The following is a 17,350-nucleotide window of genomic DNA, read 5'->3' as shown; positions in this document are numbered from 1 at the left end:
TGACTTACACGAATGTCAGCGCATTCTCTCGGGCCATGAGGATGCCAGAAAAGAAGCTCGCCGTGGCGGGAGCGCTCGCCCTTGCCGCCATCTCCCACCTTGCCGTCGCCAGGACGATCGCGGTCGCGCCCGGGGACGGCGCGCAAGGCCGGCTGCAGGAGGCGCTGATCACCGCGCACCCGGGTGATGTCGTAGAACTCGGCGCCGGGCGCTTCGCGCTCGACGACGGGCTATCGCTCGATGTCGACGGCGTGACCGTCAAGGGCGCAGGGATGTACGCGACGGTCCTCGACTTCGCCGGGCAGAAGGGCGCGGGCGAGGGCCTGCTGGTCACGTCCGACGACGTCACCCTGCGCGACTTTGCGGTCGAGGACGCACACGGCGACGGGATCAAGTCGAAGGGCGCGGACCGGGTGGTCTATCGCCGCGTCCGCGTGACATGGAGCGGCGCGCCCAAGGAGACCAACGGCGCCTATGGCATCTACCCGGTGCAGAGCACGGGCGTGCTGATCGACGGCTGCGTGGTGCGCGGCGCGTCCGATGCCGGGATCTACGTCGGACAGAGCAAGGACATCACCGTGCGCCATTCGATCGCGCGCGAGAATGTGGCCGGGATCGAGATCGAGAACAGCCGCAACGCGCTGGTGACCGCCAACATGGTGACCGGCAACGCGGGCGGCATCCTCGTCTTCGACCTCCCCGGCCTGCCGGTGATGGGCGGCGGCAACACGGTGATCGAGAACAACCTCGTGGTCGCCAACGACACGCCGAACTTCGCGCCCAAGGGCAACATCGTTGCGGGCGTGCCGCGCGGAACCGGCGTGATGGTCATGGCCAACGACGGCGTGCTGGTCGAACACAACACGCTCGAGAACAACCCGACCGCGCAAGTGCTGGTCGTCGCCTATCCCAAGGCGTTCGAGGACAAGCGCTACAATCCTTATCCGCGCAACGTGGTGGTGGGCGACAACCTCGTGCGCGGGGGCGGCGACGATCCGCAGCTTCCGGGCGGCGCGCAGTTGAAGGCGGCGCTGGGCGGCGCGCTGCCGCCGGTGCTGTGGGATGGCCTGGGCAAGCCCGGAGAGGCGCTGATGGTGGCCGCCTCGCTGCCCGGCCTCTCGCTCAACCTCCCGGCGCAGGGCGCATCGGCCGAGGCGGCAAGGCCTTCGCCGCTCAAGCTGACCGCGCCGGTCAAGCGCGTCGACCGCGCGAGCGTCGGCGCGCCGGCGGCGCTGGAGGCGCGGATCGCGCGATGAAGCGGCTGGTGCTGCTGGCCGCGGCGCTGACCGCGCTCGTCGCGGCAAGCCCGAGGCCCGACGCGCTGGCGGACGGCGCGCGGGTGAACGATGCGGCGGTGACGGCGGAGGGTTACCCGCAGACGCTGGCCGAGTTCGGCTTCTTCGCCGATGCCGCGGCGCAGGTTCCGGCCGACGGGGTCGTGCCCTACCGGCTCAACACGCCGCTGTGGTCGGACGGGGCGGAGAAGCTGCGCTTCGTCTATCTGCCCAAGGGCGCGAAGGCGCGGGCGCAAGGCGAGGGGCTGCTCGACCTGCCCGTCGGCGCCGCGCTGATCAAGACCTTCGCCTTTCCGGCCGGGGGCAAGCGCCGGCTGATCGAGACGCGCGTGCTGCTGCATCGCGCTTCGGGCTGGGTGGCGCTGCCCTATCGCTGGAATGCGGAACAGACCGAGGCGCGGTTGGCGCTGGCCGGCGCAAGGCTTGCGCTGACGACTCCGGCCGGGGTCGCGATCGACTATGCCATCCCCAACAAGAACCAGTGCAAGGAATGCCACGCGCTGTCGGGCGCGGTGACGCCGATCGGGCCGAAGGCGCGCAACCTCGCGGCGACGTGGCTCGCCGCGCAGGTCCGGGCGGGCAGGCTCGATGCCGTGCCGGTGGTCAAGACGCGCCTGCCGGTGTGGGAGGAGCGCGACGGTGCGCCGGTGGCGCTTGCCGCGCGCGGTTATCTCGAGGCCAACTGCGCCCATTGCCACAACCCGGAAGGCTCGGCCTCGAATTCGGGGCTCGACTTGCGCTGGGAGCAGGACGACCCCTATCGCACCGGCGTGATGAAGCGTCCGGTGGCGGCGGGACGCGGCGCGGGCACGTTCGAGTTCGACGTGGTGCCGGGGGACCCCGAGCATTCGATCCTGCCGTTCCGCATGGCCAGCACCGAGGGCGGCGTGGCGATGCCCGAACTGGGCCGGGCGAGCGTCGATCCGGCGGGGATCGCGGTCGTGAAGCGGTGGATAGCCACGATGAGGCGGTGACCGGGGCGCGGCGCCCGCTTGCCGCCCGCGCGGCGGTTGCGTAATCCCCGGCGGGACGGGGGGACCGTCATCCCGCGGGGAGATTCCACGTTGCGCAAGATTGGCCTGATCGGAGGCATGAGCTGGGTTTCGACCCGGACCTACTACGAGCATATCAACAAGCTGGTGCAGGCGCGCACGACCAGGCTCGCCAGCGCGCCGATGCTGATCGAGAACCTCGACTTCACCAACCTCGTCCGCCTGTCGACGCCCGAGGAATGGGCGCGCGCGGGCGACGTGCTCGAAGCGAGCGCGCGGCGGCTCGAACAGGCGGGGGCGACGGCGATCCTGATCGGCGCCAACTCGATGCACAAGGTCTATGACCGGATCGCCGCTGCGGTCGGCGTGCCGGTGCTGCACATCGCCGACGCGGTGGGCGACAAGATGCAGGCGGCAGGCGTCAAGACCGCCGCGCTGATCGGATCGCGCAACGTGATGGTCGAAAGCTTCTACCGCAAGCGGCTGGTCGAGCACGGCGTCACGCTGCTGCCGCCGGTGATGGACAATGTCGAGGAGATCGACCGGATCATCTACGAGGAGCTGATGCAGGGCCGCGCCACGCGCAGCGCCGAACGCACGTTCCGCACGATCCTGACCAACATGGGCCAGGCCGGCGCGCAAGCGGTGGTGCTCGGCTGCACCGAGCTCGACATGGTGATCGACGTCGATGCCAACGTGCTGCCGATCTACGACGGCACGCGCATCCACGCCGAAGCCGCGGTGGAGTGGATCCTCGGCGCGTGACGACGGCGTGCGCGCCCTATGCCTCGGACCCGGCGCGCACGCGCGGGCGGGAATACGGGCTCGAGCCGGAGACGGCGCGCGGGCCCCGCTCGGCCTTCCAGCGCGACCGCGACCGCATCGTCCATTCGATCGCGTTCCGGCGGCTGCGCCACAAGACGCAGGTGTTCATCGCGCCCGACGGCGACCACTACCGCGTGCGGCTGACGCACAGCCTGGAAGTCGCGCAGATCGGCCGGGTGATCGCGCGCACGCTGGGCCTCGACGAAGACCTGACCGAGGCGCTGTGCCTGGCGCACGACATCGGCCATCCGCCGTTCGGCCACGCCGGCGAGGACGCGCTCGAGGCGGCGCTCGCCGATGCCGGCGGGTTCGACCACAACGCCAATACCTTGCGCGTGCTGATGCGGCTTGAAAGCCCCTATTGCGGGCACGAGGGGCTGAACCTGTCGTGGGAGACGCTCGAAGGCATCGCCAAGCACAACGGGCCGATCCACGCGCCGACCTGGGCGCTGGCCGAGCTGGACGCGGCGTTCCCGCTCGATCTTGCGAGCCACGCTTCGCTCGAGGCGCAGGTGGCGGCGATCTCGGACGACATCGCCTATGACAACCACGACATCGACGACGGCCTGCGCGCCGGGTTCCTGACGCTCGACGACCTGATGGAGCTGCCTTCGGTGGCGGAACAGTGGCGCACGATCGAGCAACGCTTCCCGGGCGCCCCGCGCGAGCGGATGCAGCGCGAGCTGGTGCGCGGCCAGATCGGGCGGATGGTCAACGACGTGCTGGCCGAGACGCAGGCGCGGATCGCGGCGAGCGGGGTGCGGACGGTCGAGGACGTGCGCGCCGCCGGCGTCACGCTGTGCCACTTCTCGCCGGCGATGCGCGAGGAGGAGCGCACGCTCAAGGCGTTCATGTACGAGCGGCTCTACTACCATCCCGAGCAGATCGCCGCGGCCGAGCGCGCGCGGCACGTCGTCGCACGGCTGTTCGAGGCCTATCGCGCCGAACCTGCCGCGATGTCCGAGGGCTGGCGCGCGCGGCTGCCCGATGCCGAGCCCGCGCGCAGCCGCCACATCGCCGATTTCATCGCAGGGATGACCGATCGCTACGCCGCCGACTGCTACGCCAGGCTGTTCGGCGAAAGCCCGGAGGGTTTGCGCAATGTATGATGCCGCGCGGGTGATGCTGGTGGGGGCGACCGGGCTGGTCGGGCGCGAGGTCATCGCCGCCTGCGCCCGGCGCCCGGACATCGCGCTGTCGGGCCTCGCCCGGCGGGAGTTGGCCATGCCGCAAGGCGCGCGGATCGAGCTGCTGCTGGCAGACCCGTCGCACTGGCCGCAGGCGATCGCCGAGACGCGGCCGCCGACGCTGGTGGTCGCGCTCGGCACCACGATCAAGGCGCAGGGCGGCGACCGGGCGAAGTTCCGCGCCGTCGACCACGACCTCGTGCTGACCTGCGCGACGGCGGCCAAGGCTGCCGGCACGCGGCAACTTATCCTGGTATCCTCGGTCGGTGCCGCGCTTTCCTCGCGCAATTTCTACCTGTCGGTGAAGGGCGAGGTGGAGGAACGGCTGGCGCAACTGCACTTCGCCCGGTTCGACATCCTGCGCCCGGGACTGCTGCGCGGGAAGCGGGAAGGGCCGCCGCGCCCTGCCGAACGGCTGGGCATGCTGGCGAGCCCGCTGGTCGATCCGCTGCTGCTCGGCAACCTCGCGCGGTTCCGGTCGGTGCGCGCGCGAGACCTCGCGCAGGTGATCGTGGCGCTGGTCGGTGCGCGCCCGGACGGGCGGTTCATCCATCATTACCCCGAGTTCCGCCGGCTGCTGGCCCGCTGAGCGACCTTTCCGCCGAAAAGTCGGGTCGCGCGGATTGACTTCGCCATGCTGCATGCGCGAAGGGTCGTGCGTCGCTGATCGCGCGGGAGAGCTCCTGCGATTCGGGCTTCCGCCAGGTGGAGGCCGGGTTCGCAGGGCGCCGAAGGAGCAACCGCCCCGGAATCTCTCAGGCAAAAGGACCGCGTGGGTCGATAGCGTCGCTCTGGAAAGTGTTCCCGCATCGCGCATGGCGCGGATGGGGGGGCCGCCGAAGGGGTAACCCCGCCGCCATGCGATGGCGCGGGGGAAAGCTCTCAGGTTTCCGTGACAGAGGGGGCACCGGAAATGGTGCCATCCTTGCGCGCGGAGTCCACGTTTGTGAGCGACTTGAACGACATTCCTGCGAACGATTTCGAAGATCCGGAGGTCCCTTCGGGTCCGCTCGAACTGCCGCTCGACGCCTGGCACCGCGCTCGCGGCGGCCGCATGGTCGACTTTGCCGGCTATGCAATGCCGGTGCAGTATGAAGGCATCATCGCCGAGCATGTGTGGACGCGGACCAGCGCCGGGCTGTTCGACGTCAGCCACATGGGCCAGCTCTACATTTCGGGGGAGGGCGTGGAAGCCGCGCTCGAGGCGGCGCTGCCGATCGACCTGTCGACGCTGCCGCTGGGCGGCGTGCGCTATTCGCTGCTGCTCGACGAGACCGGCGGCATCCTCGACGACCTGATGGTCACCCGTTGGGGCACCGGCTTTTATCTCGTGGTCAACGGCGCGACCAAGTGGGACGACATCGCCCACTTGCGCGAGATCCTGCCCGATGCGGTAACGATCAACCACCTCGACGACAGCGCGTTGCTCGCGCTGCAGGGGCCGAAGGCCGCCGAGGCGCTGGCGCCGCTGGTGCGCGGCGAGCAGGCGCTCGAGGACCTGAGCTTCATGCGCGGCGCCGCGTTCACGTTTGCCGGCAAGCTGGGTGACGTCGACGCGTGGATCAGCCGCTCGGGCTACACCGGCGAGGACGGCTTCGAAATCTCGATCCCGGCCGGGAAAGCCGCCGAGATCGCCGACCAGATTGCCGCGCAGCCGCAGGTCAGGCTGGTCGGACTGGGCGCGCGCGACAGCCTTCGCCTCGAAGCCGGGCTGCCGCTCTACGGCCACGACATGACCGCCGACAACGAACCGGTCGAGGCGGGCCTTGCCTTCGGCATCAACAAGCGCCGCCGCGCCGAGGGTGGTTTTCCCGGCGCCGAGCGCGTGATCGAGGCGCTGATGGAAGGCCCCGCGCGCCGGCGCATCGGCCTTTCGATCGAAGGGCGCATGGCCGCGCGCGAAGGCGCGGTGGTGCTGCTCGGCGACAATCCGGTCGGCACGGTCACTTCGGGCGGGTTCTCGCCCAGCCTCGAGCGCCCGATCGCCATGGCCTACGTCGAGAGCGCGCATGCCGCGCCCGGCACCAGCCTGTTCATCGACGTGCGCGGACGCAAGCTTTCCGCGACGGTCGTTCCCATGCCTTTCGTACCCCACCGCTATCATCGCAAAGGAGCCGCCTGATGCCCCGCTATTTCACCAAGGACCATGAGTGGATCGAGGTCGAGGGCGATGCCGCGACCGTCGGGATCACCGAGTACGCGCAGAGCCAGCTGGGCGACATCACCTTCGTCGAACTGCCCGCCGCCGGTGCGAGCGTGGGCAAGGGCGACAGCTGCTCGGTGGTGGATTCGGTCAAGGCGGCGAGCGATGTCTATGCACCCGTCTCGGGCAGCGTGACCGAAGGCAACGCCGCGCTGGAAGACCAGCCCGAACTGGTCAACTCCGACGCCGAAGGCGCGGGCTGGCTGTGGCGGATGACGCTGTCGGATGCCGGCGAACTGGCCGACCTGATGGATGAAGGCGCCTACAAGGCCTACGTCGCGGAGCTTTGAGCCGATGCGTTATCTGCCCCTCAACGATGGCGACCGCGCGGCCATGCTCGAGCGCGTCGGCGCGGGCTCGGTCGACGACCTGTTCGCCGACGTGCCGGTCGAAGCACGCCTGGCGGGTCCGGTGCCCGGCCTGCCGATGCACGCCAGCGAAATGGCGGTCGAGCGCCACATGGCGCGGCTTTCGGGCGAGAGCCTGACCGCCGGGCAGGCGCCGTTCTTCCTCGGCGCGGGCGCCTATCGCCACCACGTGCCCGCCAGCGTCGACCACCTGATCCAGCGCGGCGAGTTCCTGACCGCCTACACGCCCTACCAGCCCGAAATCGCGCAGGGCACGCTGCAGGTGCTGTTCGAGTTCCAGACGCAGGTGGCGCGTCTGTTCGGCACCGATGTCGCCAATGCCTCGCTCTACGACGGGTCGACCGCGTGCTGGGAGGCGATCACCATGGCCGGCCGCGTGACCAGGCGGAGCAAGGCGGTGCTGTCGGGCGGCGTGCATCCGCACTATGTCGAGACGGCGCGGACGATGGCGAAGTTCACCGGCGACAGGCTGGTGACGCGGCTTCCCGAACTGGTGGCGGCGAGCGACGACGATGCCGTCATCGCCGACATCGACGGCGAGACCGCCAGCGTGGTGGTGCAGTATCCCGACGTGATGGGGCGCGTTCCCGACCTCGCGAAGATCGCGCAAGCCGCGCAGGCCAAGGGCGCGCTGCTGATCGTGGTGGTGACCGAGCCGGTGGCCTTGGGCCTGCTCGAAAGCCCGGGCGCACTCGGCGCCGACATCGTGGTGGGCGAAGGCCAGTCCCTCGGCGTCGGCCTGCAGTTCGGCGGGCCGTACCTCGGCCTGTTCGGCTGTCGCGAGAAGTACGTGCGGCAGATGCCGGGCCGGCTGTGCGGCGAGACGCTCGATGCCGATGGCAAGCGCGGCTTCGTGCTGACGCTGTCGACGCGCGAGCAGCACATCCGGCGCGAGAAGGCGACGAGCAATATCTGCACGAATTCCGGGCTTTGCGCGCTGGCTTTCTCGATCCACCTGACCTTGCTCGGCGGCAAGGGGCTGGAAAAGATGGCCAAGCTCAGCCGCATTCGTGCGGTGCAGACCGCGCAGGCATTGGCGAAGGTGCCGGGCGTCACGATCGTGAACGACAGTTACTTCAACGAGTTCGCGGTGGTTCTTCCCAAGGATGCAAGGACGGTGGTGCGCGACCTTGCCGACAAGGGTGTGCTCGGCGGGGTGTCGCTGGGCCGGCTTTATCCGGGCGCCGAGGCGCTTTCGGGCGGGCTGCTGGTGACGGCGAGCGAATGCACCAGCGCGGACGATATCGCGGCGCTTGTTTCCGCACTCGAGGAGGTGCTGGCATGAACGAGATCAATCCATCGGGCTGGCGCCCGTCGATCAGTGCATCCGGCGTCGCCGCCCCGTCGATCGAAACCTTCACCGACAACCGCGCGCTGCAGCTGGAAGAAGCGCTGATCTTCGAGATCGGCAATCTGGAGCACTGCGGCGTCGACTTCGACGATGACGACCTCGACGAGACCTTGCTGGGTGGGCTGCCCTCGCGCCGCAGCGCGCCAGTCGACCTGCCCGGGCTGACCGAGCCCGAAGCGGTGCGCCACTACACTCGGCTTTCGCGCCAGAACTATGCGATCGACCTCGGCCTGTTCCCGCTGGGATCGTGCACGATGAAGCACAACCCGCGGCTCGACGAGAAGGTCGCGCGGATGCCGGGCTTTGCCGACGTGCACCCGCTGCAGCCGCAGTCGACGGTGCAGGGCGCGCTCAAGGTGATGAACGAGCTGGCGCAGTGGCTGATCACGCTGACCGGCATGCACGGCGTGGCGATGACCCCCAAGGCCGGCGCGCATGGCGAGCTGTGCGGCCTGCTGTGCATCCGCGCCGCGCTGGAAGCGCGGGGCGATGCGCGCGAGGTCATCCTCGTGCCCGAAAGCGCGCACGGGACCAACCCGGCGACGGCGGCCTTTGCCGGCTACCGCGTCGAGAACATTCCCGCGACCGCCGACGGGCGCGTCGACGTGGCGGCGCTGACTGCCAGGCTCGGGCCGGACGTAGCCGGGGTGATGATCACCAATCCCAACACCTGCGGCCTGTTCGAACGCGATCTCAAGACGATCTCCGACGCGGTCCACGCGGCGGGCGGTTTCGTCTATTGCGACGGCGCCAACTTCAACGCGATCGTCGGCCGGGTCCGCCCGGGCGACCTCGGCGTCGATGCCATGCACATCAACCTGCACAAGACCTTCTCGACCCCGCACGGCGGCGGCGGGCCGGGTTCGGGGCCGGTGGTGCTGTCCGAGGCGCTCGCGCCGTTCGGGCCGCTGCCGTTCACCGCGCGCCAGGCCGACGGCTCTGTCCGCCTGGTCGAGGAGGAGACCGCGGCCGAGGAAGGGCACGCGCAGGCCTTCGGACGGATGTGCGCGTTCCACGGGCAGATGGGCATGTACACGCGCGCGCTCGCCTACATCCTGAGCCATGGCGCGGACGGGTTGCGGCAGGTTTCGGGCGATGCCGTGCTCAACGCGAACTACGTGCTGCGCAGCCTCGACGACGTGCTCGACGCACCGTTCGGCGCGGCGGGGCCGTGCATGCACGAGGCGCTGTTCAGCGACGACGGCTTTGCCGAAGGCTTCTCGACGCTCGACCTCGCCAAGGGGCTGATCGACGAGGGCTTCCACCCGATGACGGTGTACTTCCCGCTGGTGGTCCACGGGGCAATGTTGGTCGAGCCGACGGAGACCGAGAGCAAGCGCAGCCTCGACCAGTTCATCGGGGCGATGCGGTCGCTGGCCGAACGCGCGCGCGCCGGCGACGAGGCGCTGAAGTCCGCGCCGCACCTTGCGCCGCGGCGTCGGCTCGACGAGACGCTGGCGGCAAGGAAGCCCAAGCTCGTGTGGAAGGGCTGACCAATGCAGGAACCCCCGCGCCGGATGGCCGGCGCGGGGGTTTCGCCATAAGGTTCGATCGCGGGTTTATTTGCCGTTGATCGCGTCCTCGGTCGACTGGCTGGCGGACTTGAGGTCCTGGCCCGCGCCCTTGACCGTGTTGCAGGCCGAGGCCGAGAGGACGAGGCCACCCAGTGCGGCGGCAAAAAGCATCTTGCGAACCATCGCGTTTGCTCCTTTAATCGGATAATTAACAAGCGATGGATCGGGCCGCCGAGAAGGGGGCCGGGTCCGCCGCTGCTTGCTCCAGTGGTTTGACGCAAGCGAGAACGGTTGCAGCCCGGGCGGGTTCCGCCACCGGGCACGGAGAGGACGATACAATGCGCGAGACCGCAGATTTCCTGACGTTCGACGAACACTTCAGACATTGGGCGAAGGACCGGCCCGATGCCGTGGCGATGGAACAGGGCGATCGGCTGACCACCTACGGCGAGCTCGAGGTGATCTCGCGCCGGATCGCGGGGTTCCTCGAATCGAAGGGAGTCAAGAAGGGCGATCGCATCGCCTGGATCGGCAAGAACGACGATCTCTATTTCCAGCTGCTGCTGAGCGCGGGGCGCATCGGCGTGGTGATGGCCCCGATCGGCTGGCGGCTGGCGCCTGCCGAGATGTGCTACATCCTCAACGATACCGGCACCAAGCTGGCGGTCGTGGGCGAGGAGTTCGTCGGGCTCTCGGCAACGCTCAAGGACAAGTGCCCCGCGCTCGAGCATGTGATCGGCGAGGCCGAGGCGCGCCGCGCGATCATGGCGACGCCGCCTGCGGAAACGATCGCGCCGGCCGGCCCCGAGGATGCCTTCCTCCAGCTCTACACCTCGGGCACGACGGGCAACCCCAAGGGCGCGGTGCTGTGCCAGCGCAACATGTTCGGGCTGCGCAAGGCGAGCCTCGAGGCCGGCCTCCCCTGGGCCGAGTGGGACAAGGACGAGGCGATCCTGGTGTGCATGCCCTGCGCGCACATCGGCGGCACGGGCCTTGGCACGATGGCCTTCGGCGCGGGCGTGCGCGGGATCATCCACGCCGAGTTCACCGCCGAGGGCGCGCTGACCGCGATCGGGCAGGGGATCACCCGCTTCTTCATCGTGCCGGCCGCGCTGCAGATGCTGATCCAGCATCCTCTGGCGGCGCAGACCGACTTCAGCAAGCTGCGCTACGTGATGTACGGCGCGGCGCCGATCCCGCTCGAGCTGCTGCGCGAGGCGTGCAAGACGATCCCCAATGCGGGCTTCATGCAGTGCTACGGCATGACCGAGACGACCGGCACGGTGGTTTCGCTGGTGCCCGACGACCACGATCTGAACGGCAGCCCCAAGATGCGTTCGGCCGGGCGCGCCAATCCGGGCGTCGAAGTGCGCATCGTCGATCCCGAGGGCAACGAAGTGCCGCGCGGAACGGTGGGCGAGATCGAGACGCGGTCGGCCAACAACATGCTGGGGTACTGGAACCTGCCCGAAGCGACCGCCAAGACGCTGTCCGAGGACGGCTGGGTGCGCACCGGCGATGCCGCCTACATGGACGACGAGGGCTACATCTACATCCAGGATCGCATCAAGGACATGATCATCTCGGGCGGCGAGAACGTCTACCCCGCCGAAGTCGAAAGCGCGATCTACGGCCACCCCGACGTGCTCGAAGTGGCGGTGATCGGCGTGCCCGATGCCAAGTGGGGCGAAGCGGTCAAGGCCGTCTGCGTGCCCAAGGAAGGGCACAGCATCGACCCCGCGAGCGTCATCACCTGGGCGCGCGAGCGCATCGCCGGCTTCAAGGTGCCCAAGAGCGTCGACGTGATGGATGCCTTGCCGCGCAATCCTTCGGGCAAGATCCTGCGCCGCACGCTGCGCGAGCCCTATTGGGCGGGGATGGAGCGGCAGGTCAACTGAGCGCGCGCCGAGCGCGCACCGGGCGGGGGCGCCGCGCGGCTCAGGCGTTGAGCAGGGCGGCGCGTTCCTTTGCGAGGACGTGTTCGCGCCATGCAATGACGAGGCCGGCGGCGACGATCAGCGGCGCGCCGGTCCAGGTCGTCGCCGGCGGCAGCTGGCCGAAGAAGGCGAAGCCCCACAGCGTCGCCCAGGCGAACTGCGAATAGTCCATCACGATCACGCTGGCGACCGCGCCGTAGCGGAGCGCCGAGGTCATCAGGATCTGCGCGAAGAGCCCGGTGACGCCGATCCCGGCGAGCATCGCCCATTGCACGCCGTCGTGGTGGACGCCGGTGTGCAGCAGGAACAGCGCCAGCACCGGCGCGCTCATCGCCGAGAACCAGAATACCACCGTCAGCGGCTCTTCGGTGCGGCCGAGATCGCGCAGCTGGATCGACACGAGCGCGACGAAGAACGCAGCGCCGATGCCCACCGCGAGGCCGAACAGCGGCAGGTGGCTGCGATCGGGACCGGCGATCACCAGCACGCCGGCCAGCCCTGACACCACCGCCGTCCACCGCCAGGGACCGACGTGCTCCTTTAGCACCACTGCCGAAAGGATCACGGCGAAGATCGGCGCGGTGAACCCGAGCACGGTGGATTCGGCAAGCGGCAGGATCTGCACGACGCCCAGGGTCATGAACATCCCGGTCGTGCCGATCGCGGCGCGACGGGCGTGAACCCAGGGGCGCCTGGTGGCGAGACGGCCGAGCTGGCCCCGTGCGCCGAGCCAGAGCGCCAGCAGCACCGCGGGAATCGCCTGGCGCCAGAACATCGCTTCGGGCAGGCTGACGCCGCGCTCGCCGATCATCTTGACCAGCAAAAGCATGACCGAGAGCATCAGCATCGCCGCAAGGCGCAGGGCCAGCGCGAGCATCGGTCGTTGGGCGACGGGCATGGCGCTTGCCTTAGGCCGCGCGCGACCGTGCGCAAGGCCCCAATGCAGCGGTGTCAGAGGCAGGCTTCGAGATAGGCCTGGTCGAACCCGAACTGGCGCGCCTTTTCGAGCGTGTAGGGGCGCAGGCCCGAGGGGCGGAACTCGCCGATGATCTTGCCCTCGTCGGTCTCGTCGAGATACTCGAACTTGAACAGCTCTTGCGTCACGATCACGTCGCCTTCCATCCCGATCACCTCGGTGATGTTGGTGGTGCGGCGCGAGCCGTCGCGCAGGCGCTTGACCTGGACGATGAGATCGACCGATTCGGCGATCTGCCGGCTGATCGCCTCCTTGGGGATTTTGATGTCGCCCATCAGGATCATGTTCTCCATACGGCCGAGGCATTCGCGCGGGGAGTTGGCGTGGAGCGTACACATCGAACCGTCGTGGCCGGTGTTCATCGCGGCGAGCAGGTCGAAGCACTCCGCGCCGCGGATTTCGCCCAGGATGATTCGATCCGGGCGCATACGCAGCGCGTTCTTGACGAGGTCGCCGATGGTGATCGCGCCTTGGCCTTCGAGGTTCGGCGGGCGCGTTTCGAGCGGCAGCCAGTGCGGCTGCTGCAGCCGGAGTTCGGCCGCGTCCTCGATCGTCAGCACGCGCTCGCCCGGGTCGATCATCTTCGACAGAGCGTTGAGCATGGTCGTCTTGCCCGAACCGGTGCCGCCCGAAATGACGATGTTCATGCGGCACGCGCCCGCGATCTTGAGCGCGGTGCACATCTTGTCCGACATCGAGCCGAAGTCGCGCAGCATGTCGAGCGTGATCGGCTTTTCGGAGAACTTACGGATCGAGATGGCGGTGCCGCGCAACGACAGCGGCGGCACGATCACGTTGACGCGGCTGCCGTCCTTGAGGCGGGCGTCGGCGAGCGGGGTGGTCTGGTCGACGCGGCGGCCGACCTGGTTGACGATCCGCTGTGCGATCTGGAACAGGTGGCTTTCGTCGCGGAAGCGGATCGGAGCGAGCTGGAGCTTGCCCTTCTTTTCGATGTAGGTCTGTTCCGGCCCGTTGACCATGATGTCCGACACGTCGGGGTCGTTGAGCAGTTCCTCCAGCGGGCCGAAACCGAGCAGCTCGTCGATCAGCACCTTTTCGAGCGCGAACTGTTCGCGCCGGTTGAGCGTGACCTTGAGCTCGGCCAGCACCTCCATGATGATCGGGCGGAATTCCTCCGACAGCTCTTCCTTGGTGAGCGTGGCGGCGGCCTCGGGATCGACGCGTTCGAGCAGGCGTGGCAGCACCTGTTCCTTGATCTTGTGGACCGAGGCTTCGAAGCCTTCGGCCTGGTACTGGTTGTCGACGACGGCGTTGGCGCGGTCGGCGAGGCGGGTCATCGCATCGGCCTTGAGCGCGGCCTGGCTCATCGGCTGGTCGGCGAAGTCCATCGGCGGAAGCGGCGGGAACTGGTCGCCGCCGCCGCCCAGCGGCACCTGCTGCGGCGCGGGCGCGGGCGCTCCCTGCGCCGCCGCGCCGCCATCGCCGATCTTCATCGGGCGGGCCACGCCGAATGCCGGACGCCCCTGCGCCAAGCCACCCATCCCCGGTTTGCGACCAAATGCGCTCATTCGCTGTGCTTCCGTAATCCCAGAATGGCCATGCCCGGGCTTTGGTCAGTGGCCGGTAACCTGAAATGGTGAATAGGCTGGAAAGGTTCAGGATTTCCTAACCGGGTCGAAACGAGGGCGAAACGCGTGGACGAGGACGTCGGAGCGAAGGATGTACGGCGCCTGTGCTGGCTCTGCACGAGGCCGCTCGGGCGCAAGGTCGAATGGCATCACCCGGTGCCCAAGTCGCGCGGCGGGCGAGAGACCGAACCGGTTCACCCGATCTGCCACCGCACGCTCCACGCGACCTTCAGCAATGCGGAACTGGCGCGCTTCGGTGGCGATCCGGAGCACTTGCGGGCAAGGGGCGAACTGGCGCCGTTCCTGCGCTGGATCGCAGGCAAGCCTGCCGATTTCCATGCGCCGACGGCTAGGCGCAAGGGCTAGGCGCGACCGGGTTCGCGCACCTGCAGCGTGGCGAGCGCCGCGGCCAGCATGACCACCGCCGCGACGAGCATCGTCCAGATCGGGGCGGCCGGGAAGAAGCTGCGGATCACGCCGCCCATCACCGTCGCCACCAGCAGCTGTGGCAGCACGATGAAGAAGTTGAACACGCCGATGTAGACCCCGAACTTGCGCGGGGGGAGCACACTGGTGAGAATTACGTAGGGCATCCCCAGGATCGAGGCCCAGGCAAGGCCAATCAATGCCATTGGCACGAGCAGGGCCGTGCGGTCGCGGATCACGAGCATCAGCGCGAAGGCGAGAGAGCCTGCGAGCAGGCAGACCATGTGCGTGCGCACGTTGCCGATGCGCCGGGCCATGACCGGGAGGAGGAAGGCGGCGAGCGCGGCGACGCCGTTGTAGAAGGCGAACATCACGCCCACCCAGTCGGCGCCCGCGTTATAGGCGGCGCTGGTGGTGTCGGTCGATCCGAACACGTACTGCGTGACCACCGGAGTGGTATAGATCCACAGCACGAACAGCGCGGTCCAGGTGAAGAACTGGGCGAGCGCCAGCTGCTTCATCTCGACCGGCATCTGCGCGAGGTCACTCAGGATATGGGCGACCGCGCCGGTCGACCGGCGCGCGCGCGAGACGATCTGGGCAATGCCGAAGGCGATCAGGCCAGCGCCCAGCACGAACAGTTGCTTATCGAGGCCGGCGAGCGCGACGAGCGCAAGCAGCGCGATCCCCGCCGCGGTCCACAGCGCGCCGCGTGCCGGATAGACCAGCGGCTCGGGCGCTGCCTCGTCGCCGGGCGCGCGGCCGTCGAAGCGCGCCATGTCGTCGGGGCTGTATTCGCGGGTGGTGAGCGCGGTCCAGCCGACTGCGAGCACGATCGCCGCGGCGCCGAGCAGGAAGCTCGCCCGCACCGACGGCGGCACGACTCCTTCGGGGGCGGTGTTGGCGATGCCGATCGCGGTGAACAGCGCCGGCGCCAGGCTGCCGACGACCGCGCCCGCGCCGATGAAGCAGGTCTGTATGGCGAAGCCCTGGGCGCGCTGGTCGGGCGCGGTCATGTCGCCGACGAAGGCGCGGAACGGCTCCATCGAGACATTGAGCGAGGCATCGAGAAGCCACAGGAACGCCGCTGCGAGGAGCAGGGCGCCGGAATGGGGCAGGCCCACCAGCGCCAGCCCGGCGAGCAGGGCGCCAGCTGCGAAATAGGGCCGCCGCCGCCCGAAGCGCCCCCAGGTGCGGTCCGAATAGTGGCCGATCAGCGGTTGGACGAGCAGGCCCGTGACGGGACCGGCGATCCACAGGAACGCCAGGTCGTCGATGTTGCTGCCGAGCGACTGGAAGATGCGGCTGACGTTCGCGTTCTGCAGCCCGAAAGCCACCTGGATGCCGAAGAACCCGAAGCTGATGTTCCACAGCCCGGCAAAGCTCTGTCGCGGCTTGGCGACGGGCAGGGGCGTGCTTTGCGCGGTCATCTCGTCTCCCGACGGGGCTTCGTGCCGCGTCCTGCGGCCGGCCCCTGGCCTTGCGCCGATGGCACGGACGGACCGTCAGCGGCAATCGCATTGCATACGAATACTATTCACACAGTGGCGCTGCGCGCCTTTCGCGCCGGCGCCATTCAGCCGCCGGTGCTGCCGCGTACGATCAGCCGCGTGGGCATGACCGAGGGCGGCAGCGCGCGACCGTCGATCTGGGCGAGCACCGTTTCGACCAGCGCCTCGCCCGCATGGCGCATGTCCTGCATCACCGTGGTGAGCGGAGGGCTGGTGAGGCTTGCTGCGGGAAGATCGTCGAAGCCGACCAGCGCGACGTCGCCGGGCACCGACAGTCCGGCCTCGTTGAGCGCGCGCAGGGCGCCGATCGCGATCAGGTCGCTGGCGGCGAAGATCGCGTCGAACGGCCTGCCGCGCTCGATCAGCGTGCGCGCGGCGCGGTAGCCCAGCTCCTCGGAGGAAATGACGTCGACGAACAGCGCCGGGTCCGCGGCGATCCCGGCGGTCTCGAGCGCGCGCAGGAAACCGGCATGGCGCTGCTGGAACTCGGGATAGTGCGGATCCGCCTGGCCGAGGAAGGCGATCGCGCGCCGTCCCCGGGCCAGCAGGTGTTCACCGACCAGCCGCCCTGCGCCGAAGTTGTCGCTGCCGATGGTCGCTCCGATGGTGCCCTGGTCGACCGAGCCCCAGCGCACGAAATGGGTGCCGCTGCGCACGAGTTGCCGCAGCCGCGCCTCGTAGAGCGTATAGTCGCCGTAGCCGAGGAGGATCAGCCCGTCGGCGCGGTGGCTCTCCTGGTATTTCTTGTGCCAGTCGTCGTCGAGCTTCTGGAACGAGATCAGCAGATCGAGCCCGCGCGCGGCGCAATGGCGGGTGATCGGGCCGAGCATCGACAGGAAGAAGGGGTTGATGTTCGATTCATCGGGCGTCGGGTCCTCGAAGAACAGCAGCGCCAGCGTGTTGGCGCGTTGCGAGCGCAGCGAGGATGCGTTCTTGTCGACGGTGTAGTTGAGCTGGCGGGCGATGGCCTCGACCTTCTGCCGGGTGGCGAGGCTGACGGCCTTGCTCCCGCGCAGGGCGCGGCTCACCGTGGGCTGCGACACGCCCGCAAGATATGCGATGTCGAAGCTGGTAGGCTTGTTCGACGGACGGCGCCCCATCTTCGTCTCTCCCCTTACGGATCAAGTGATTAGTCTTGCGCTCGAAGCGTTGCAACCAGATTGGAGGCAAACCTTT

General features: G+C 68.8%; 16 protein-coding genes and 2 riboswitches. Of the genes, 11 read left to right on the top strand and 5 right to left on the bottom strand.

The features are described from left to right. Positions 1-35: 35 nt before the first annotated feature. From K3A85_RS10135 to gcvPB, 9 genes are all read left to right on the top strand, one after another. Entirely contained in the window at positions 36-1,256 is a 1,221-nt protein-coding gene (locus tag K3A85_RS10135; RefSeq protein ID WP_225206394.1) for a parallel beta-helix domain-containing protein, read from the top strand. Next, positions 1,253-2,269 (top strand): SO2930 family diheme c-type cytochrome, encoded by a 1,017-nt coding sequence (locus tag K3A85_RS10130; RefSeq protein WP_225206393.1) that lies wholly within the window; start codon positions 1,253-1,255, stop codon positions 2,267-2,269. The genes K3A85_RS10135 and K3A85_RS10130 overlap by 4 nt, the downstream gene beginning before the upstream one ends. A 117-nt stretch (positions 2,270-2,386) precedes the next feature. Next, positions 2,387-3,052, top strand: coding sequence for an aspartate/glutamate racemase family protein (locus K3A85_RS10125; protein ID WP_404822920.1), 666 nt, complete (start codon positions 2,387-2,389; stop codon positions 3,050-3,052). Further along, the gene (locus K3A85_RS10120; protein ID WP_225206391.1) at positions 3,049-4,221 is read left to right on the top strand and encodes a deoxyguanosinetriphosphate triphosphohydrolase; all 1,173 of its coding nucleotides are present in this window, start codon (positions 3,049-3,051) and stop codon (positions 4,219-4,221) included. The genes K3A85_RS10125 and K3A85_RS10120 overlap by 4 nt, the downstream gene beginning before the upstream one ends. Then, positions 4,214-4,888, top strand: coding sequence for an NAD(P)H-binding protein (locus tag K3A85_RS10115; RefSeq protein ID WP_225206390.1), 675 nt, complete (start codon positions 4,214-4,216; stop codon positions 4,886-4,888). Before K3A85_RS10120 ends, K3A85_RS10115 begins: the two co-directional genes overlap by 8 nt. A gap of 73 nt (positions 4,889-4,961) precedes the next feature. After that, positions 4,962-5,080: riboswitch (glycine riboswitch) on the top strand. Continuing rightward, positions 5,081-5,208: riboswitch (glycine riboswitch) on the top strand. It begins immediately after the preceding riboswitch. 46 nt (positions 5,209-5,254) lie between these two features. Further along, positions 5,255-6,421: a glycine cleavage system aminomethyltransferase GcvT gene (gene gcvT, locus K3A85_RS10110; RefSeq protein WP_225206741.1), complete on the top strand. Its 1,167-nt coding sequence runs from the start codon at positions 5,255-5,257 to the stop codon at positions 6,419-6,421. Further along, a complete protein-coding gene (gene gcvH / locus K3A85_RS10105) occupies positions 6,421-6,792 on the top strand; it encodes a glycine cleavage system protein GcvH (protein ID WP_225206389.1) in 372 nt (123 codons plus the stop codon). Before gcvT ends, gcvH begins: the two co-directional genes overlap by 1 nt. 4 nt (positions 6,793-6,796) lie before the next feature. Beyond that, positions 6,797-8,155: an aminomethyl-transferring glycine dehydrogenase subunit GcvPA gene (gene gcvPA / locus K3A85_RS10100; RefSeq protein ID WP_225206388.1), complete on the top strand. Its 1,359-nt coding sequence runs from the start codon at positions 6,797-6,799 to the stop codon at positions 8,153-8,155. Then, complete coding sequence (gene gcvPB / locus K3A85_RS10095; protein WP_225206387.1) at positions 8,152-9,714, top strand: aminomethyl-transferring glycine dehydrogenase subunit GcvPB; 1,563 nt, start codon at positions 8,152-8,154, stop codon at positions 9,712-9,714. The genes gcvPA and gcvPB overlap by 4 nt, the downstream gene beginning before the upstream one ends. Before the next feature lie 66 nt (positions 9,715-9,780). Here the strand turns inward: gcvPB and K3A85_RS10090 are convergent, their stop codons facing one another. After that, a complete protein-coding gene (locus tag K3A85_RS10090; protein WP_225206386.1) occupies positions 9,781-9,918 on the bottom strand; it encodes an Entericidin EcnA/B family protein in 138 nt (45 codons plus the stop codon). A 155-nt stretch (positions 9,919-10,073) separates the two neighbouring features. Here K3A85_RS10090 and K3A85_RS10085 point away from each other — a divergent pair, with 155 nt between their 5' ends. Beyond that, entirely contained in the window at positions 10,074-11,633 is a 1,560-nt protein-coding gene (locus K3A85_RS10085) for a fatty acid--CoA ligase (RefSeq protein ID WP_225206385.1), read from the top strand. 40 nt (positions 11,634-11,673) lie between these two features. Here K3A85_RS10085 and K3A85_RS10080 read toward each other — a convergent pair whose 3' ends face one another. Continuing rightward, positions 11,674-12,570 (bottom strand): DMT family transporter, encoded by an 897-nt coding sequence (locus K3A85_RS10080; RefSeq protein ID WP_225206384.1) that lies wholly within the window; start codon positions 12,568-12,570, stop codon positions 11,674-11,676. 53 nt (positions 12,571-12,623) lie between these two features. Continuing rightward, entirely contained in the window at positions 12,624-14,177 is a 1,554-nt protein-coding gene (locus tag K3A85_RS10075) for a CpaF family protein (protein WP_225206383.1), read from the bottom strand. A gap of 126 nt (positions 14,178-14,303) precedes the next feature. Between K3A85_RS10075 and K3A85_RS10070 the strand changes: the two genes are divergently transcribed. Next, the gene (locus K3A85_RS10070) at positions 14,304-14,603 is read left to right on the top strand and encodes an HNH endonuclease (RefSeq protein WP_225206382.1); all 300 of its coding nucleotides are present in this window, start codon (positions 14,304-14,306) and stop codon (positions 14,601-14,603) included. Here K3A85_RS10070 and K3A85_RS10065 read toward each other — a convergent pair. Then, on the bottom strand, positions 14,600-16,093 hold the full coding sequence (locus K3A85_RS10065) for an MFS transporter (RefSeq protein WP_225206381.1): 1,494 nt from the start codon (positions 16,091-16,093) through the stop codon (positions 14,600-14,602). The genes K3A85_RS10070 and K3A85_RS10065 overlap by 4 nt on opposite strands. Before the next feature lie 146 nt (positions 16,094-16,239). Beyond that, entirely contained in the window at positions 16,240-17,274 is a 1,035-nt protein-coding gene (locus K3A85_RS10060; protein WP_225206380.1) for a LacI family DNA-binding transcriptional regulator, read from the bottom strand. Between the last annotated feature and the right edge of the window lie 76 nt (positions 17,275-17,350).

This window comes from Novosphingobium huizhouense, assembly GCF_020179475.1.
GTDB classification, from domain to species: domain Bacteria; phylum Pseudomonadota; class Alphaproteobacteria; order Sphingomonadales; family Sphingomonadaceae; genus Novosphingobium; species Novosphingobium huizhouense.
This window is presented reverse-complemented; position numbering and strand designations above follow the sequence as displayed.